The 19,906-nt window shown below is 36.0% G+C and carries 18 protein-coding genes; 15 read left to right on the top strand and 3 right to left on the bottom strand.

What is annotated here, in order from left to right:
• Positions 1–178 precede the first annotated feature (178 nt).
• The 8 genes from uhpT to I586_RS04020 all read left to right on the top strand — a co-directional run bounded on the left by uhpT (position 179) and on the right by I586_RS04020 (position 8,330).
• Entirely contained in the window at positions 179–1,546 is a 1,368-nt protein-coding gene (gene uhpT / locus I586_RS04055) for a hexose-6-phosphate:phosphate antiporter (RefSeq protein ID WP_034701486.1), read from the top strand.
• A 23-nt stretch (positions 1,547–1,569) separates the two neighbouring features.
• Entirely contained in the window at positions 1,570–2,331 is a 762-nt protein-coding gene (locus I586_RS04050; RefSeq protein WP_010764440.1) for a tyrosine-protein phosphatase, read from the top strand.
• Between the two features lie 70 nt (positions 2,332–2,401).
• On the top strand, positions 2,402–3,340 hold the full coding sequence (locus I586_RS04045) for a sugar-binding transcriptional regulator (RefSeq protein ID WP_034701483.1): 939 nt from the start codon (positions 2,402–2,404) through the stop codon (positions 3,338–3,340).
• Between the two features lie 109 nt (positions 3,341–3,449).
• Positions 3,450–4,121: a deoxyribose-phosphate aldolase gene (gene deoC, locus I586_RS04040; protein WP_010764442.1), complete on the top strand. Its 672-nt coding sequence runs from the start codon at positions 3,450–3,452 to the stop codon at positions 4,119–4,121.
• Positions 4,122–4,152: 31 nt separating this feature from the next.
• The gene (locus I586_RS04035; RefSeq protein ID WP_010764443.1) at positions 4,153–5,454 is read left to right on the top strand and encodes a pyrimidine-nucleoside phosphorylase; all 1,302 of its coding nucleotides are present in this window, start codon (positions 4,153–4,155) and stop codon (positions 5,452–5,454) included.
• A 442-nt stretch (positions 5,455–5,896) separates the two neighbouring features.
• Positions 5,897–7,495 carry a daptomycin-sensing surface protein LiaX gene (gene liaX / locus I586_RS04030; RefSeq protein WP_010764444.1) on the top strand — a complete coding sequence of 533 codons (1,599 nt, stop codon included), beginning with the start codon at positions 5,897–5,899 and terminating at the stop codon, positions 7,493–7,495.
• Between the two features lie 149 nt (positions 7,496–7,644).
• Positions 7,645–7,965 carry a PspC domain-containing protein gene (locus tag I586_RS04025; RefSeq protein WP_010764445.1) on the top strand — a complete coding sequence of 107 codons (321 nt, stop codon included), beginning with the start codon at positions 7,645–7,647 and terminating at the stop codon, positions 7,963–7,965.
• Positions 7,965–8,330, top strand: a complete 366-nt coding sequence (locus I586_RS04020) for a phage holin family protein (RefSeq protein WP_010764446.1) — start codon at positions 7,965–7,967, stop codon at positions 8,328–8,330. The genes I586_RS04025 and I586_RS04020 overlap by 1 nt, the downstream gene beginning before the upstream one ends.
• Positions 8,331–8,364: 34 nt before the next feature.
• Here I586_RS04020 and I586_RS04015 read toward each other — a convergent pair whose 3' ends face one another.
• Complete coding sequence (locus I586_RS04015; protein WP_010764447.1) at positions 8,365–9,333, bottom strand: GIY-YIG nuclease family protein; 969 nt, start codon at positions 9,331–9,333, stop codon at positions 8,365–8,367.
• Positions 9,334–9,589: 256 nt separating this feature from the next.
• Between I586_RS04015 and hprK the strand changes: the two genes are divergently transcribed.
• The 6 genes from hprK to I586_RS03985 all read left to right on the top strand — a co-directional run bounded on the left by hprK (position 9,590) and on the right by I586_RS03985 (position 14,843).
• The gene (hprK, locus tag I586_RS04010; protein WP_034701480.1) at positions 9,590–10,528 is read left to right on the top strand and encodes an HPr(Ser) kinase/phosphatase; all 939 of its coding nucleotides are present in this window, start codon (positions 9,590–9,592) and stop codon (positions 10,526–10,528) included.
• Positions 10,529–10,605: 77 nt separating this feature from the next.
• Positions 10,606–11,436, top strand: coding sequence for a prolipoprotein diacylglyceryl transferase (gene lgt / locus I586_RS04005; protein ID WP_010764449.1), 831 nt, complete (start codon positions 10,606–10,608; stop codon positions 11,434–11,436).
• 219 nt (positions 11,437–11,655) lie between these two features.
• Positions 11,656–12,672 (top strand): NAD(P)H-dependent glycerol-3-phosphate dehydrogenase, encoded by a 1,017-nt coding sequence (locus I586_RS04000; protein WP_010764450.1) that lies wholly within the window; start codon positions 11,656–11,658, stop codon positions 12,670–12,672.
• Positions 12,673–12,692: 20 nt separating this feature from the next.
• On the top strand, positions 12,693–13,589 hold the full coding sequence (gene galU / locus I586_RS03995; protein ID WP_010764451.1) for a UTP--glucose-1-phosphate uridylyltransferase GalU: 897 nt from the start codon (positions 12,693–12,695) through the stop codon (positions 13,587–13,589).
• 196 nt (positions 13,590–13,785) lie between these two features.
• Positions 13,786–14,229, top strand: coding sequence for a DUF948 domain-containing protein (locus I586_RS03990; RefSeq protein ID WP_010764452.1), 444 nt, complete (start codon positions 13,786–13,788; stop codon positions 14,227–14,229).
• Positions 14,230–14,252: 23 nt separating this feature from the next.
• Positions 14,253–14,843 carry a YtxH domain-containing protein gene (locus I586_RS03985; RefSeq protein ID WP_010764453.1) on the top strand — a complete coding sequence of 197 codons (591 nt, stop codon included), beginning with the start codon at positions 14,253–14,255 and terminating at the stop codon, positions 14,841–14,843.
• 91 nt (positions 14,844–14,934) lie between these two features.
• On the opposite strand, the gene I586_RS03980 is transcribed toward I586_RS03985, so the two are convergent.
• Entirely contained in the window at positions 14,935–16,035 is a 1,101-nt protein-coding gene (locus I586_RS03980; RefSeq protein ID WP_010764454.1) for an aminopeptidase P family protein, read from the bottom strand.
• A gap of 213 nt (positions 16,036–16,248) precedes the next feature.
• Here I586_RS03980 and ccpA point away from each other — a divergent pair, with 213 nt between their 5' ends.
• The gene (gene ccpA, locus I586_RS03975) at positions 16,249–17,250 is read left to right on the top strand and encodes a catabolite control protein A (RefSeq protein WP_010764455.1); all 1,002 of its coding nucleotides are present in this window, start codon (positions 16,249–16,251) and stop codon (positions 17,248–17,250) included.
• Between the two features lie 65 nt (positions 17,251–17,315).
• Here the strand turns inward: ccpA and I586_RS03970 are convergent, their stop codons facing one another.
• Positions 17,316–19,787 (bottom strand): transglycosylase domain-containing protein, encoded by a 2,472-nt coding sequence (locus I586_RS03970; protein ID WP_034701476.1) that lies wholly within the window; start codon positions 19,785–19,787, stop codon positions 17,316–17,318.
• Positions 19,788–19,906: the final 119 nt, after the last annotated feature.

The following is a 19,906-nucleotide window of genomic DNA, read 5'->3' as shown; positions in this document are numbered from 1 at the left end:
TGGAAAAAAAGAGAGGAACCTCATCAAGTGGTGAAGTTTCTCTCTTTTTTTATTGGCAAATAGTATGAAAAAAAATATTGAACAAAATTTCAACAACGTGTTTACAATTGTTCTGTCGTCGTGTATTATACAATTATATTGGAAAGCGCTAACCATTATAATTAAATATTTGGGGTGAGTGAATTTGGAAGAAACGAATACAGTTGTTGGTAATAGAACTCGGCCGAGCTTGGCTGAACAAAGAAAACAATGGTTCAAAGAATTTATGAAACCGTTTTTAGTCGTTGTGATCATATACATCACGATGTATATGATCCGTAATAACTTTAAAGCAGCTCAACCGCTATTGAAAAGTCAACTAGGACTTACAACAACAGATTTAGGCTATATCGGGTTTGTTTTTTCGATTGTTTATGGATTTGGCAAGTTTATTGTAGGCTATATTGTAGATGGAAAGAATACCAAAAAGATTTTATCTATCTTGTTATTCTTGTCTTCAATTACCGTGTTATGTATGGGAATACTATTTACTATGAATAATGTGCCTATGGGCTGGATCGTTGTGTTGTGGTCTTTAAATGGCTTGTTTCAATGTGTTGGAGGGCCGAGTTGTGCGTCTGTTATTACGCAATGGACAACAAGAAGTAATCGTGGTAGATATATTGGTTTATGGAATGCTTCCCATAATATCGGTGGTGGTTTTGCTGGAATTTTTGCTGTATGGTGTGCAACTACCTTTTTTAAAGGACAAGTTGCTGGGATGTTCATCATTCCAGCGATCATTGCGGTAGTTGTCGCAATAGGAACTTTTGTTATTGGGAAAAATAGACCAGAAGATTTAGGGTGGAATTCCAGTGAAGAAATTTTTGGCGAACCTGTTGAAGAAGCCAATGTTGATGCCGAAAATTTAACGAAATGGGAAATCTTTAAAAAGTATTTACTAACCAACCCATATATTTGGGTATTATGTGTTGCGAATGTTTTTGTTTATATTGTACGAATCGGCATCGATAACTGGGCTCCACTATACGTGACAGAACATTTAAACTTCTCGCAAGAGGCCGCTGCTCAAACGATCTTCTATTTTGAGATGGGGGCATTGATTGGATGCTTAGCTTGGGGCTACATTTCTGATTTATTAAAAGGACGCCCCGCTTTAGTGGCTACTGTGAGTACACTTTTATTGCCAATCGGCATTATTGGTTATCAACTTGGTACGACTGAATTTGTGATCAATGCTTCTTTGTTTATGTTAGGTATGATGGTTTTTGGGCCACAATTGTTGATCAATTTATCAATGCTAGGATTTGTGCCTAAAAAAGCGACCGTAGTTTCTGGTGGTCTATTGGGTGCTTTTGCGTATCTGTTTGGAGATTCAATGGCAAAAATCCTTTTAGCAAAGATTTCGGATCCGGCGAAAGATGGCGTGAATTTCTTTGGGCGTGTGTTACATGGGTGGAACGATACGTTCATTATCTTTTATATTTCAATTGTCATTATTGCGGTTCTTTTAGGAATCGTTGCACTAGCAGAAGAAAAAAAGTAAATGCGTAAAGGCGGAATAGAAAAATGAATATAAACATTACGAATTTCAGAGATTTAGGTGGTATTAAAAATAAAGAAGGTAAAAGAGTTAAAGAAAAAAAATTACTCCGTTCAGGTCACTTAGTAAAGTTAGATCCCAAAACACAGGCCACTTTGGTAGAGGAGTTTAATCTAACTAGAATCATTGATTTTAGACGAGATTTTGAAATCAATGAATCACCTGATACACCGATAGAAGACGTAGAATATGTCAACTTAGATTTACTGGGAAAAATGAATGCAAAAAATTCAAGCTTAGCTGATTTTGCTAAATTAAAATCAATTGAGGCAGTAGACAACCATATGTTAGGTGTTTATGAAGACTTGATTTTAAATCCAGGAGCACAAGAAGGATTCACAGAATTTATGGCGTACATTTTAGCAAATAAAGAGGGAGCGACAATTTTCCATTGTTTTGCTGGGAAAGACCGAACAGGCTATGCTTCAGCGCTATTACTGCTATTATTAGATGTAGAGAAAGAAGAAATTTACAAAGACTTTTTGATTACGAACACTGAAAGAAAACAAGCAAATGATGCATTAGTGCAACAGTTTAGAGAACAAGGATTTAACGAAGAACAACTAAAATCTTTGGCAACAGCACTTTATGTAAAAGAAGAATACTTGAGCCATGCTTTTGATTTGATTGAAAAGAATTTTGGTTCGGCTGAAATATATGCGGCTAAATGCTTGAATTTTGACCAACAAAAGCTAATGCAATTAAGAAGTACCTATCTAACCGACTAAGAAAAGCTAATTGTTTTCCTTGTTTGTTCTTGCTATAATGAGCGTAAATAACTAGGAATGGACAATGAGAATGGATAAAGAAAAACAACGACTTAGTATTGAAGTTGCAAGGCTCTACTATCAATCTTCACTTAGTCAACAAGAAATAGCTGAAAAATTAAATGTTTCACGTCCAACGATTTCACGCTTGCTTAATTATGCAAAAGAAAAGGGCTATGTTCAAATCACGATTTTTGATCCTTTTTCGGATCTTTATGAAATCGAAAATAAATTAAAAGAAAAATATGGATTAGCTGAAGTCCATGTAGCCTTTTCTCCAGATCCAAATTATAATTCTATCTCTGAATATTTGACTTCATATGCAGCAGAATATCTTGAAGATACTATAAAAAGTGGAGATATTATTGGTGTTAGTTGGGGCACTACAATGCACAAGACTGTCTCAAAAATGAGTCGTATGGATGTCAAAGGGGTAGAAGTTGTTCAGTTAAAAGGCGGTATTGCTTACTTTGATGTGAACAACTATGCATTCGAAACAATTACGCTACTTGCTGAAACCCTAAATACAAAAGCAAGGACATTTCCACTACCAGTTATTTTAGATAGTAAACAGGCAAAAGATTTGGTAGTAGAAGATCGCCATATTAGTAAGGTCATTGAATTAGGTAGACAAGCAAATATTGCTGTATTTACTGTTGGAACGGTCCAAAGTGAATCATTGCATTTTCGTTTAGGCTATTTTACTGAAGAAGAAGAAAAATCGCTTAAAGCAAATGCCGTAGGAGATATCTGTTCGAGATTTTTTAATGAAGACGGTCGAATCAGTGATGAAGAAATCAATGGGCGTACGATTGGTATCGAGCTTGAGGAACTTAAAAGAAAAGAAAAATCAATTTTAATTGCTGGTGGAGATCGTAAAATCAATGCGATTCACGGTGCATTAGTTGGTGGCTATGCGAATGTTTTATTGATCGATAAATTTACAGCAATGAAATTATTAAATCACTAAAATTAAACTGTGTAAGTGGAGTAGAGACTATTTTCTACTCTTTTATAAACATTTATTATGAACGAAATTTCATTTAATCAGAACGGAATTTCCGAAAGGGAGAAGTATAATGAACATAAACAAAATGATCGACCACACATTATTAAAACCAGAAGCGAATGAGGCAGCATTGTTAACCTTGATTGAAGAAGCAAAAAAATATGAATTTGCTTCGGTCTGTGTGAACCCTTATTGGGTGGCTTTAGCAAGTAAAAAACTTGCGGGTACTTCCGTTGCTATTTGCACAGTTATTGGTTTTCCTTTAGGAGCAAATACAACTGCAACAAAAGCGTTTGAGACAGAAGAGGCGATTAAAAATGGCGCCACAGAAGTTGATATGGTCATCAATGTTGGCGCATTAAAATCAGGAGACGAAGCGACAGTCTTAAAAGACATTGAAGCCGTTGTTAAGGTAGCGAAAGACAAAGCTTTAGTTAAAGTGATCCTTGAAACTTGCCTATTAAATGATCGAGAAATTGCAATAGCATCAAAATTATCCGTTCAGGCTGGAGCAGATTTTGTTAAAACGTCAACTGGTTTTTCAACAGGTGGCGCTACGATCAAAGATGTTGCGTTGATGCGTAAAACAGTTGGTCCAGAGGTTGGAGTAAAAGCTTCAGGTGGTGTGCGTACTGCAGAGGATGCAAAATCAATGATTCATGCTGGTGCCTCAAGATTAGGGGCTAGCTCAAGTATTGCAATCGTTGATGCAGCAATTGAAGATACAACAGAGGGCTACTAAAGGAAACAATTAAGATTGTGAGGTATAGAGTATGAGAATGGTTGATATCATTGAAAAGAAACGAAATGGCAAAGAATTAAGCAAAGAAGAAATCGAATTTTTTATTGAAGGATTAACGAATGGAACGATTCCAGATTATCAAGCTAGTGCTTTTTTAATGGCTGTGTATTTTCAAGATATGTCAGATGAAGAACGAGCAAATTTAACCTTGGCAATGGTTCATTCAGGAGATGTGATCGATTTATCTAGTATTGAAGGAATAAAAGTAGATAAACATTCTACTGGTGGTGTGGGTGATACAACAACATTAGTCTTAGCGCCAGTAGTTGCTGCACTTGATATCCCTTTTGCAAAAATGTCTGGACGAGGGTTAGGACATACAGGTGGGACAATCGACAAACTAGAAGCTTTTGATGGTTTTCATGTGGAGTTGACGGATAATGAATTTACCAAAATGGTTAATCGCGATAAATTGTCAGTAATTGGCCAATCAGGTAACTTAACACCTGCTGATAAAAAATTGTATGCGTTAAGAGATGTAACGGCAACAGTTAGCTCTATTCCGTTGATCGCAAGTTCTATCATGAGTAAAAAAATCGCAGCAGGTGCCGATGCTATCGTTCTAGATGTGAAGACGGGAGCAGGAGCTTTTATGAAGACAGAAGAAGAGGCAGCTGAACTTGCTTCAGCGATGGTTCGCATTGGTAATCTTGTTGGTAGGAATACCATGGCAATTATATCTGATATGTCACAGCCTCTTGGCAATGCAATCGGTAATTCATTAGAAGTTCAAGAAGCAATCGATACATTAAAGGGAAATGGCCCGAAAGACTTGACTGAACTTGTTTTAACATTAGGGAGTCAAATGGTTGTACTGGCAGGCAAGACAAATTCTTTAGAAGAAGCGAAAGAATTGTTAAAAGGTGTAATCAATGATGGTTCAGCCCTTGTTAAATTCAAGCAATTTATCAAAAATCAAGGTGGCAATCCTGAATGGGTAGATGATCCTAAATTATTGCCGCAAGCTCGTTTTGAAATCAATGTTGTGTCTGATTCTGAAGGGATTGTTTCAGAGATTGTTGCTGATGCTATTGGTGTAGCAGCAATGAAACTTGGGGCAGGACGTGAGACAAAAGAGGATACGATCGATTTAGCCGTTGGATTGGTATTAAGAAAAAAAGTTGGCGATCCAGTGAAAAAAGGCGAAAGTTTAGTAACAATCTTTGCAAATCAAGAAGAAGTTGGGGATGTTATCGGGATGATCAAAGAGAATATCCATATTGGATCAGACGCTCAAGAGAGTAAATTGATTTATCGTGAGATTCATGAGTAACTAGGGGATAAAAAATAGAAAGTGTTTGTTTCATATATAGAAGGAGGTTGGGATAGAAGTGTTTAACTCCGAGAGATAAGAAAGAATTCATGAAAATTGTTCTTCAAATTTTTTTGAATTTCAGCTTATTTTCGAAGTCGTTACTTCTGCCTCTATGGTTCTCGTTTCACTCCGATCCTCGAAGCATCGAGGACCATTTGCTCCCAACGTCTATTCGGATACCAAAACCAAGTGTCTGGGATATAACTCGCATAGTTATGTCCTAGACACTTTTTTGATTTTAGACAACTTTCTTCCTATATATGGATCAAAAATCATGGTTACCCTTGAGGACTACCAAAAATTCATTCTTAAGTCCTATGACAAATGATAAAAAAGGAGGCATAATAGGTACATAAGGAAAACACCCTCGGGTGAAAAATTTGCTAAGGAGGCAATTTCCATGAAAGAAAGAGAAAGAGTATTAGACTTAGTTAAAAAAGGTATCCTATCTTCAGAGGAAGCTTTAGTCTTATTAGAAAATATGGCGACAGAAAAAGATGAAAAACAAATCAAAAAAGCTGCCGACCAAGTAAATGTAACAACTTCAACTGCTGACACAAAAGAAAATGACAAAGTCGTAGATTTATTAAATAAGTTAGAAAATCAAAAAGAAGATACAATTGAACCTGATATTTCTGATGAAGATGTTAAAGCAAAAGAAGCGCAAGATCATGAACGTTTAGAAAAAATTCTAGATAATTTAGCAACGGAAGCAAATCGAGCATCTGTTGAATTAGATGAAATCAACGCTGAAATCGCTGGCGTTAAAGAAGAAATCAAAGAAGCACAAGAAAAGTTAATGGAACTAAATACAAAAGAAGAATTAAGTGAACTATCAGATGAAGAGTTAGCATTAAGATCATCATTAGAAGCTGAAATCAAGTCACTAGAAGATTCTTTAGATGAACAAATTCAAGAAAAAATTGCTTTAGAAGCAGAATTGAAAAATATTCGTAAAGAACAATGGTCTGAAACAAAAGATCGTGTTACTTCAAAATTTGATATTCCAGATGATTGGAAAGATCAAGCGACAGATACGATCAACCAAGTCGGTGAAAAAATGAGCGAAGCAGGATCTCAATTAGGTTCATTCTTGAAGAAAACATTTAATTCATTCTCAGAAACAATGAATGATAATATGGAATGGAAAGACGTTAGTTTTAAAGTTCCAGGTGTGGCAACAACAAAATTTGAACATGAGTTTAATTACCCAACACCACTTGCTAGTTTGATCGATGTTAAAGTAGCAAATGGGAATATCGTCTTTAAAACGTGGGATCAACCAGATGTTAAAGTAGAAGGTAAAATCAAACTTTATGGAAAGATGGATGCTGAAACACCACTTGAAGCATTACTAGAAAGAAGTCAAATCGATGTAGATGACGAAGTGATTTCATTCCAAATTCCAAACAAACGTGTTCGTGCAGATTTGGTTTTCTATTTACCTGAACGTACATTTGATCATGTATCCATTAAATTATTAAACGGAAATGTAACAATCGAATCATTAAAAGCAAAAGATGTATATACTAAATCAACAAATGGGTCTATCACATTTAATAAAATCGATGCAACAATGCTTGAAATTGAAGGCGTGAATGGTGATATCAAAGTCTTGAGTGGTGACATTTTAGACAATATCATCGAAACGGTCAATGGTACGGTGACAATTACGGCGACACCTCAAACGATTGGTGTTTCATTGATCAATGGAGATGTTCGAATCACTGCAAAAGAAAATACATTACGTAAAGTCGAAGCAAGTTCTGTGAATGGTAATGTAAAAATTGCATTGCCGACTGAACTTGGTGTCGAAGGTACTGTAAAAACAAGCCTAGGTAGTATCAATAGTCGTTTAAGTGAGTACGAAGTGATTCGTGAGAAAAAAGAAAGAACCAATCAATTACTACAATTTAGACGATTAAATGATGATGATATGGCGCAAATCAATGCTTCTACAACAACAGGAAACATTTATTTAAAAGACACAGATAAATAAATGCGTAGAACTTGAATACGAAAAGTGTCAACTCTTTCCCGATAGTTAAGAGTATCCTTCTTAACTATCGATGGGAGAGAAAAGAATAAAAAAAGGATGATTCTTTATCCATTCTATTGTAAAATCTAAGAGATGAGAGGTGAGAAAAGATGAAAAAACGATTGACCAAATCTCCTAATAACGTAGTATTAACAGGAACTTTAGCAGGAATAGCAGAATGGCTAGGGATTGATCCTACGATTGTGCGTGTAATTTATGTGGTGGCGAGCTTTATCTTTATCGGTAGTCCAGTGATACTTTATATTGTTTTAGCAATACTGATCCCTTCAGGTAGAAATAGAAACTATAACAATTACGGACATCAAAATCCATATAATAGAAACACCCGCAATCCAAATCCATACGCTAGCGAACAAAAACAAAGAAAACAAGCAGAAAAAGTGAACGATGATGACTGGAGTGACTTCTAATGACTTACTTTCAACGTCTGATCGTTAATACGTTGACATTTGTTTCACTCTCAGTGATTTTTCCCAATATGATTTTTGTAAGAAGTATCTGGATGGCGATTATTGCAGCATTTGTCCTTTCCATATTGAATATGTTAGTAAAGCCAGTGCTGACGATTTTGTCCCTTCCATTTACGTTATTGACATTCGGTTTGTTTAGCTTTATTGTGAATGCGGCTATTTTAAAGATGACCTCTTCATTCGTTGGAGAAATGAATTTTGGTTTTTCTAGCTTTGGAGCTGCGATTTTAATGGCTGTTATTATGTCGTTGGTCAATACGATCGTTAGTGAACGAAATTTAGATAAGTATAGTGAAAAAGGATAAAACCCAAGCAATTCTATTGGGCTTTATCCTTTTTTTATGGGAAAAAATTAGTAAGATCAACTAGTTGACATTCCTTGTGTTGATTAATATAGCTATATAAAATGTTGATAAAATCAACCTGATCTTTAGAAAAATGTAGAATCTTTTCAGGTTTAGTAGCGGGAAGAATTTTTTTTGCCAACTCATTTGGCGTATATTTAGCAAAAGTGCGTTTAGTAAGAGAACGACTATTGATAACCATCCCTTGGTAAATCAGATAATATTTTATTTTGGAACCAAGTGGAAGGGCTAAAAATTGCCAATCGGCTTGATTTGCTAGGACTAACTTCTTGTTTTTATTGAAAAAACGTGTGAGAAAATGCCAATCTTCACGCAATTTCAATGCTTTTTCAAATGATTGGTTTTCAGACGCTAAAATCATTTTTGCTTCTAAACGATTTTGAGGTAATGGGTTGTTCTTTTCAAATGCACCAAGCAGTTCTGAAATTACAGTATCTTGATCAACAGAATCTATAGAGGGGTCCAAAAAAGAATATTGCCAATAATTATTTTGATTCAATCCATATAGATTGTCTAAAATTTGCTTTACTTCAGTAAGTTTTCTACTTGTGGAGAAAGGCCCAAAGCAATTTTTTCCCATTGGTACAGTACGAATAACAATGGATATTTTTGGTGTGTCAGTGTTGATTTCAATATATCTATATTTTTCAAAGGAATTCATCTGTCGATTGTAGATTGGACGATAGTTTTGAATCAATCGACATTCTAATAAAAGAGCATCCAATTCAGATTCTACTTCAATAATATCAAAATCCGTAAGCTGCTGAACCAATCGAATGGTTTTACTAGAATGTTGTTTATTTTTGATAAAATAACTGGCGACCCGTTCACGTAATTTTTTTGCCTTTCCAACATAAATGATTTTTCCATGTTTATCTTTCATTAAATAAACGCCAGGACGCAATGGGAGATGTTTTACTCGCTCTTTCAATTGTTCTTTCATAGGAGGCACATCCAATAAGTATTTTTTTGACTAGATTTGTAATACAAATTAAGTATACAAATTAATAAAGGATAGTCAATCATCTAGAGAATAATCGACTAAATTCCCTGTTTTTTGAGTAAAATAAGCATATAGATGAACGTTGATCATCGAGAATAAAAAACAAAACAGGCTCAATCTTCTTAATAGCTAGAAACTTCCCACCTGAAATGATAAAATGAAACGAGTAGAGAATTGAAAGGAATGAATGATCATTATGGAAGAAGTTGTAAAAATACATCAACTGGTTGAAAAGCTTTCTTTAGAAGTCGTTTATGGCGATGAAGAAAGTTTAAATAGAGAAATTACAACGGGCGATATTTCACGTCCTGGATTGGAATTAACAGGCTATTTTAATTACTATCCACATAATCGTTTGCAATTATTCGGTAGCAAGGAGATTACATTTTCAGAGCGAATGATTCCAGAAGAACGTTTGATGGTCATGAGACGCTTGTGTGAAAAAGATACACCAGCTTTTATTATTTCGAGAGGACTAGAAGCACCAGAAGAAATGGTACAAGCAGCAAAAGAAAAAGGCTTAGCAGTTTTACGTTCACCTATTTCAACATCAAGATTGCTAGGAGAGCTTTCCAGTTATTTGGATAGCCGCTTAGCTACTAGAACAAGCGTACATGGCGTTTTAGTGGATGTATATGGTCTAGGCGTCTTAATTCAAGGCGATAGCGGTATTGGTAAAAGTGAGACAGCTTTAGAGTTGATCAAACGTGGACATCGATTGATTGCAGATGACCGAGTGGATGTTTATCAGCAAGATGAGTTGACAGTTGTTGGTGAACCACCTAAGATTTTACAGCATTTGATCGAGATACGTGGTATTGGAATCATTGATGTAATGAATTTATTTGGTGCCAGTGCGGTTCGTGGGTTTATGCAAGTACAATTAGTTGTTTATTTGGAAGCTTGGGAAAAAGATAAAAAATATGATCGTTTAGGTTCAGATGATGCCGTTGTTGAAATTGCGAGTGTCGATGTGCCACAAATTCGTATCCCAGTTAAAACAGGACGAAATGTAGCAATCATTATTGAGGTCGCTGCGATGAATTTCCGTGCGAAAACGATGGGTTACGACGCGACGAAATCATTTGAAGAACGTTTGACTCGTTTAATTGAAGAGAATTCTGATCTGCATTAATAGGATGGATTAGGGTCTTATGACGAATAATCGAGTCATGCGATGATTTACCTAGTTTATATTAAGGAGGAAGCCAAATGTTAGCACAAGTAAATCCAGTAGCATTTAACCTTTTAGGGATCTCTGTATACTGGTATGCAATAATAATTGTTTCAGGAATCGTACTAGCTGTTTGGCTGAGTAGTAGAGAAGCTGTTCGCGTAGGTTTAAAAGAAGATGATGTGATCGATTTTATGTTGTGGGGATTGCCAAGTGCGATTATTGGCGCCCGATTGTATTACGTGATCTTTCAATGGCAAGACTATGTGAATGATCCCATTGAAATTTTCTTAACTAGAAATGGTGGTTTAGCAATTTATGGTGGTTTAATTGGTGGTGGATTAGCCTTGTATTTCTTTACGAGACACCGATTTATCTCAACATGGACTTTCCTAGATATTGCGGCTCCAAGTGTGATTTTAGCACAAGCAATCGGTCGTTGGGGGAATTTTATGAACCATGAGGCTTATGGGCCTGCCACAACTCGGACCTTTTTGGAAGGGTTGCATTTACCCAAATTTATTATTGATAATATGAACATTGATGGAACGTATCATCAACCGACATTTTTATATGAATCAGTTTGGAATGTTTTAGGGTTTATCGTATTAGTTATTTTAAGAAAGAAAAAAGATTTCCTAAAAGAAGGAGAAGTCTTTTTTGGCTACATTATCTGGTATTCATTTGGGCGTTTCTTTATAGAAGGCATGCGTACGGATAGCTTATATGCCTTTGGAAGTATTCGAGTGTCACAACTAGTTTCTCTTGTGTTATTTTTCGGTGCAATTGCAAGTGTGATCATTCGCCGTAAAAAGGGATCCTTAAAATTTTATGATCGCGAAAAAGGAACATTAAAAAAGGCTGATTAGAACTGCCTATTCCTACTAAGCTATGTTAAAATATAGATTGAGTACAAAAGTTATAAAATTAGTATGGTTATTTAAAATAAGAAGTTTAAGAATAGTCATCTAGCTTCACTGAATCAGCACTAAAAAAAGAGAGCATTTGAGAGTGAAAAAATAATTCGATTTTCTCTTAGTGTAAAACGATTCGTTCAGCTTTTCTATTTTGAAAGGAGATTTTCACCAATGAAACAAAAAGTTGCTGTTTTAGGCCCTGGTTCATGGGGAACTGCATTGGCTCAGGTTTTAGCAGAAAATGGTCATGAGGTTCGTATCTGGGGGAATAATAAAGCACAAATTGATGAAATCAATCAGCACCACACCAATCATCATTACTTACCAGATTTAGTTATTCCAGAATCTATTCAAGGGAAATTATCACTAGAAGAATGTATTTCGGATGCAGATGCGATTTTGTTTGTTGTCCCTACAAAAGCGATTCGAACTGTGGCGCAAGAATTTACAGCGAAATGCAAGAATCAACCTTTGATCATTCATGCAAGTAAAGGATTAGAACAAGGGAGTCATAAACGAATATCTGAAGTTTTGATGGAAGAGATTCCAGCAGATAAAAGACGAGGCGTAGTGGTTTTATCTGGTCCAAGTCATGCAGAAGAAGTGGCTGTCCATGATATAACAACAATTACGGCCGCAAGTGATAATTTGGCAGAAGCGACATATGTTCAATCATTATTTATGAATGACTATTTTAGAATTTATACAAATGATGACGTAATTGGTGTTGAAACTGGCGCTGCTTTGAAGAATATCATTGCTTTAGGAGCGGGTGCAATCCATGGTTTAGGATTCGGTGACGATGCAAAAGCGGCAATTATGACACGTGGTCTAGCTGAAATCAGCCGTTTAGGTGTGGCGATGGGTGCAAATCCATTAACGTTTATTGGGCTTAGTGGAGTTGGAGATTTGATTGTTACGTGTACGAGCGTCCACTCACGAAATTGGCGGGCAGGAAATCTTCTTGGAAAAGGCCATAGCTTAGATGAAGTTCTTGAAAATATGGGAATGATCGTTGAAGGTGTTTCTACGACTAAAGCGGCGTATGAATTGTCCCAACAATTAAATGTCGACATGCCGATCACAGAAGCAATTTACAGCGTATTATATGAAGGCCAAGATGTAAAACAGGCAGCAAAAGAAATTATGTTACGTGATGGTAAGACAGAAAATGAATTTTCTATATAAACTTTAGGAGGCCAATTGGCATGAAAGTAAAAAAAGCGGTTATTCCAGCTGCTGGACTGGGAACAAGATTTTTACCAGCAACTAAAGCAATGGCAAAAGAAATGTTGCCAATCGTTGATAAGCCAACGATCCAATTTATTGTTGAGGAAGCATTAGCTTCTGGTATTGAAGATATTTTGATCGTTACAGGAAAAGCAAAACGTCCAATTGAAGACCATTTTGATGCGAATTTTGAATTGGAAAGCAACCTTCGTGAGAAAAATAAAACAGATTTATTGAAATTAGTCGAAGAAACAACAGATGTTAATCTTCATTTTATTCGTCAATCACATCCTAAGGGATTAGGACATGCCGTTTTACAGGCAAAAGCCTTTGTCGGAAATGAACCCTTTGTTGTGATGCTTGGTGACGATATCATGGAAGATACGATTCCCTTATCAAAACAATTGATGAATGATTATGATGATACGCATGCTTCAACGATTGCTGTTATGAAAGTACCACATGAAGAAACATCTAAGTATGGTATTATTAATCCCGAAGCAGAAGTTTCCAATGGCTTGTATAATGTGAACAATTTTGTTGAGAAACCAACACCAGAAGAAGCGCCAAGTGATTTAGCAATCATTGGTCGTTACCTATTAACACCAGAAATTTTCCATGTATTAGAGTCACAAGAACCAGGTGCAGGCGGTGAAATTCAATTAACAGATGCTATTGACACGTTAAACAAAACACAACGTGTATTTGCTAGAGAATTTACTGGAAAACGATATGATGTTGGGGATAAATTTGGTTTTATGAAAACAAGTATTGAATATGGACTGGTTCACCCAGAAGTGAAAGATAATTTACGTGATTATATTATTGCTTTAGGAGCAGAATTAGCGAAAGAAGATACAGCAGAAAAGAAGTAACTTGAGATGATGTATAGAATTTTATTCAGTTTAAGACAGAGCAAGCATGTTCTGTCTTTTTTTATATTAAATCTATGTAGAGACTTGGTTGGAAAATTGGTATAATTAAGAAAACAGAACCAATTGAATAATTTGTGAAAAAGGTCAGTTGGTGTTATTCTAAGAACATGGAATAATTAGTGGGAGGAGCAAGAAGATGACAGGTGGAGAGGTTGCAGCGATTATTGCTGCAGTAGCGTTTGCTGTATTAGTAGTATTTATTGTTTTAGTATTGATAAAAATCGGTAAAACAGTTGAGAGAGTTACTACCACAGTGGATGAAGCGAATAAAACGATTGAATTAGTAACAAAAGATGTAGATATTTTATCTAGACAAGTAGAGGGGCTTTTAGTGAAAAGTAACGAGCTGCTAGATGATGTAAATAAAAAAGTAGCAACGATAGACCCATTATTTGATGCGGTTGCAGATTTAAGTGAAAGTGTTTCTGAATTGAATTATTCTAGTCGCAATTTACTTGGAAAAGTGGGCGCTGTTGGCAAAACAACAGCTAAAGCAGGTGTTGTGAGCAAAGTTGGTGGAGCGGCTTTTAGAGCTTTTCGACCTAAGAAATCATCAAAAACAAGCGAAATAACTAAATAATAAAAGAAAATGGAGGAATAGACATGGCGAAAAAAGGTGGATTTTTTTTAGGAGCAATCATTGGTGGAACAGCTGCAGCTGTCGCAGCACTTTTATTAGCACCAAAATCAGGTAAAGAATTACGAGATGATTTAGCAAATCAGGCAGATGATTTTAAAGACAAAGCAACTGATTATACAGATTATGCAATGCAAAAAGGATCTGAATTGTCTTCTATTGCCAAAGACAAAGCAAGTGTTTTAGGTGAGCAAGCTGGCGATTTAGCAGGTAATGTAAAAGTTAAAACAAAAGACTCTCTTGATAAAGCACAGGACGTTTCAGATACAGTTTTAGAATCATTTAAAAAACAAACAGGTGATTTATCTGATCGTTTCAAGAAAACAGCTCAAGACGTGAACGATCAAGTTGATGAGTTAGGTGATATTGCGGATGATGCATCAGATGATATTTTTATTGATGTGAAAGAATCAGCTAAAAAAGCAAAAGAAACTGTTTCAGAAGGGGTTGCTGAAGCGAAAGAAGTAACCAAAGATGTTCCTGAAAAAGCGGAAGAAGCAAAAGCAGACACGAAAAAAGCTGTTAAAGAAACAGTGGAAGATATAAAAGGAAAATAAACTAAAAAAGGAGCCTGGATCATAACTAAAAAAGTTATGACCCAGGCTTTTAGTATTTGAATAAATGGTTGGCGCAGAAGCAACTTTTTTATTAGTCGATAATCATTAATTCTTTTGATGTTTTTGTAAAAGCTTCACAACCCGTTTTCGTTACATGAAGACAATCTTCAATACGTACGCCAACTTTTTCTGGTATATAGATACCTGGCTCAATAGAGAAGCACATACCTTCTTCAATAACTAAATCATTGCCAGTTACTAGAGAAGGGTATTCATGGACTGTAGTTCCAATACCGTGGCCCAAGCGATGATTAAAATATTCACCATAGCCATAGCTACTAATGACCCCACGAGCAACCTCATCTAGTTCACCAGCAGTAACGCCTGGCTTAACAGCATCCATTGCTTTTAATTGTGCTTCCAAAACGATGGAATAGATATCTTTTTGGAAATCAGTTGGTTCTTTATAGGCAACTGTTCGCGTAACGTCACTGCAATAACCATTGTAGACAACACCTAGATCAAACAAAACTAAGTCTTTTTTAGCAACAGCAGTATTACCAGGATTACCATGTGGACTAGCCGCATTTTTTCCTGTCAGAACTAACGTATCAAAACTCATTGAACGAATACCTTGACGTTTTAATTGGTATTCGATTTCAGCTAAGATCTCTTGTTCTTTAGCGCCTTCTTTAATGGCCTGAAAACCAATCTCTAAAGCCACATCCGCCCAGTCCCCAGCTTCCATCAGTTTAGAGACTTCAGAAGGTGTTTTTAATAATTGTAATTTTTCAATAATAGGAGTAACACTAGCAGAAAAATCGCTATTAGGAAAATAATCGGTTAAAATATCAAAACGGGCAACTGTTAAAGCATCTTTTTCTGTTGCAATTTTAGTTGGAGTACCATTTTTTTTGATTAATTGGGCAATCTTTTCCCAAGGATTTTCGCTATCAAGGTAGCCATAAACAGGATAGCCCCATGAACTTTTTTCAGCATCTTCAACTTCTAAAGCGGGCGTAAATAAAAAGGGGTCATGATTTAATGAGATAAATAAAGCGAATACACGTTCGTGGGGATCACTATCATAGCCTGAAAAATAAGCAATATGCCCAGGATCACTAATATAAGTGAGTTCAATATTCTCATTTGCCATCCATTTTTTTAATTCATTCATTTTTTCTTGATTCATAAATATCCTTCTTTCTTTTAAAGCTGTATACTGTAAAACATATCTTTATCATACCACGAAATAGCGTAAAGCGCTTTTTGAAATATCGAGTAAATTTTCATGAAAATAGGATAAAACGGTTGCAAAAACAAAATAATTCTGCTATTCTTAGTGAGAAATGTAAACAGCGTTTTCAGAAAATGAAAACAACTATAACTATTTAGGAGAATAAACATGGAAAAACAAACAATTACGATTTATGATGTTGCTCGTGAAGCAAATGTATCCATGGCGACCGTATCTCGTGTAGTCAATGGTAATCCCAATGTAAAACCTGCAACACGGAAAAAAGTGTTAGAAGTAATTGACCGCTTAGATTATCGTCCAAATGCTGTAGCCCGTGGTTTAGCAAGCAAAAAGACAACGACTGTAGGGGTTATTATCCCAGATGTCAGCAATATCTTTTTTGCATCATTAGCACGAGGAATTGATGATGTTGCGACAATGTACAAATACAATATTATTTTAGCAAACTCTGACAGCAATGATCAAAAAGAAGTCAATGTATTGAACAATCTTTTAGCTAAACAAGTGGATGGCATCATCTTTATGGGACATCATATCACAGATGAGATTCGTGGCGAGTTTTCTCGCTCTAAAACGCCTGTTGTTTTAGCGGGTTCGATCGATCCAGATGAACAAGTAGGTAGTGTGAACATTGATTATACTGAAGCAACAAAAGATGCTACGAACTTGTTAGCTAAGAATGGTAATAAAAAGATTGCCTTTGTTAGTGGCGCTCTGATTGATCCTATCAATGGTCAAAACCGTATAAAAGGTTATAAAGAAGCATTGGCTGATAATGGTTTGTCTTACAACGAAGGACTGATTTTTGAGTCTGAGTATAAATTTAAATCAGGTATCTCATTAGCTGAACGTATCCGTAATAGTGGGGCAACTGCTGCATATGTGACGGACGACGAACTAGCCATTGGTTTATTAGATGGCATGATCGATGCTGGTGTGAAAGTGCCAGAAGAATTTGAAATTATTACAAGCAATAACTCATTACTAACTGAGGTAGCACGTCCACGTCTTTCAAGTGTGACACAACCTTTGTATGATATTGGTGCGGTAGCAATGCGCTTATTGACAAAATTAATGAACAAAGAAGAGATTGAAGATAAAACAGTTATCTTACCTTATGGTATGGATCAAAAAGGTTCAACTAAATAAGAGGGGTTCTAAAAGACTACTGTTAAAGAAATTAAAAAAGACAGCTGATTGCTCAGCTGTCTTTTTTAGTTATTGTTTCCACTTGAAGTGGGAGTATCATTGTCTTTTTTATCCTCGTCCTTTTTCTTTTCATCTTTCTTGTCAGAAGAAGAAGGGGCTGTTGTGGAAGATGGAGTTGTATTGTTTGTAGGCCTTGTGTAACGGCCCCAATAAGCACTGTAATTTGCATCGGTTCCGCCAAAACCAAATTTATATTGTCCTTTCGGAGCACCATCTTTCGCATAGAATGATTCAATGTTTGGACCTGGGGCTGTATAAGTGCCACCATTATAAGTGAACGTACCAGGCTTTTCTCCAGTAAAGCTTGAAACGGTCGATTTGATTACATCATTTGAAAGCGTGAATTTTTCACCGACTCCGAATAAATCAGGTCTAACTGCAAAGATTGCATTCGCTAAATTAGCAAGATAAGTACTGTTTTGGTCACCACTATTTGGACTCATTGCTGTAGGAATATCGTAACCAGTCCAAGAGCCTAATGTAATGGTTGGTGTAGAAACGACTAACCAAGCATCTTTATAATCATCTGTTGTACCCGTTTTGCCGACCCAGTCAACATTTGCAAAAGCTGGGTTAAGCCCAATACTCATATTCTTGAATGGCGTTGTTATTTTTGAATCTAATACAGAACGCATCAGATCGTTCATAATGGAAGCCGTAGCTTCAGAGTATACTTGAACAGGAGCTTCTTTGTGTTCATAAATAACTTTTCCACTATTATCAGTAATTTTTTCGATCATGTAGCCTTTTTGGTATTGTCCCTTATTGGCTAGGGTTTGGAAGCCATTTGTTTGTGTTAGAACAGTGGCTTCTACTGATCCTAATGGAGCGGACTCATATGCCCACGCGTCGTTAGCAGGGTAATTCATTTTACTTAGATAATTATTGTAAGAGAAATTGTCATCACCCATTCGCGCTTTCATCGCTTGATTCAGGTGGTAGACTGGAATATTGTATGACCACTCTAAGGAATGGCGAACAGTATCAAAGGTATTGGTTCCAGAATTGGTCGCATTTGCTAACTCTCTACCACTAGTATAGGTGGTAGGATAATTGGCTAAACGGCTTTCGGAACCAATCATTCCTTGATCGATTGCAGGGCCATAAACTGAAATTGGCTTGATGGTAGATCCGACTTGACGAACGGTATCTAAGGCATGGTTACTTTGACTGACATTATAGTCACGACCAGCTACAAAACCGATGATTTTACCTGTTTTATTATCCATTAAAACATTGCCTGTTTCAACGAGTCCTGCACCATACCCATCATCTAGCATATAACCATAATTCGCTACAGCATTTTGCATAGTATCATAAACGGTTTGATCAATCGTTGATTGAATGGTGTATCCTCGGTTTTGAATTTCTTTTCGAGCCTGTTCTTCATATTGAGAGAGTCCAATGGTATCCAATGTTTCTTTTTTGACACCAGCTTTTTCAATATTGATGTCCATTATTTCTTTAACCGCTTGCTCTAACACCGCATAATATAAATACCCCTCAGTGTTTTGGTTAGATTCTTGTTGAGGTTGGAAATCTTGTTTTAGATCATAGCTTTTAGCCGCTTCATATTCTTCTTTAGTAATGGCTTTTTCTCGATACATACTGAATAAAACAAAGTCTTTTCGTTTCATTCCATAAGACATATTTTCATCATCTTTTAAAGCACCTGTGTTTGAATAAGGTGTGTAGATGATCGGACTTTGTGGCAATCCTGCAATAAAGGCTGCTTGAGGAAGAGTCAAATCATTTGCACTCTTACCAAAGAGTCCCTTAGCCGCTTCTTCAACGCCTGCAATGTTCTCGCCTTTATTATTTCGTCCAAATGGAGAGACGTTTAGATAAGTAGTTACGATTTCGTCTTTTGAAAAGTATTTTTCAATATGATAAGCTAATAGAATTTCATTGGCTTTTCGTTTGAATGTTGTTTCATCAGTCAAAATTTGTTGTTTGACTAGTTGCTGTGTTAGTGTCGAGCCGCCAGATGAGCCACCAATACCAGTTGCATCAGAAACGAGTGCACGAATAACGGCTTTTGGAACGACACCTTTATGTTCTTCAAAATATTCATCCTCGGTAGAAATAATCGCTTTTTTCAAAAGTGGAGAAATATGTTCACCGTCAACCCTTGTTCTAACTAAATCAGATTTGATCATAGCGATGTTCGTACCGTCAGAATAAGTCATTTTGGAAACTTCAGTGATATCACTGATTTCTGTTTGGAGTTCTTCTTTTGTTGGCGGTTGTGTATCTTCAACCAGAAAAGCAAAATAACCCATACCAATTCCAAGTCCCAAAGCGCCACCTAAAAGCAAAATAACGACTGCAAAGACAAATAGTGATTGTAGAACGCGGATTACTACATTTATAAATAAAAATATCTTTTTCTTTTCTGGTACTTTATTAGAATGTTGTCCCTTTTCGTGGGAATTATTCTGATTGTCCAAAAGCTTCACCTCAATATAATGATACATTCCGTGATATTATAGCAAAAAAAATCTATAATGAACAGTTGTTCAGATATTAATCGCTACTTAATCAAAAAAATTAATAGAAATGAGCGCGTAAATGGTCTCTGATCTACATAAAAAAT

The organism is Enterococcus moraviensis ATCC BAA-383 (genome assembly GCF_000407445.1).
GTDB lineage: Bacteria > Bacillota > Bacilli > Lactobacillales > Enterococcaceae > Enterococcus_L > Enterococcus_L moraviensis.
Note: the sequence above shows the minus strand (reverse complement) of the source record. Positions and strands in the feature narration are given on the sequence as shown.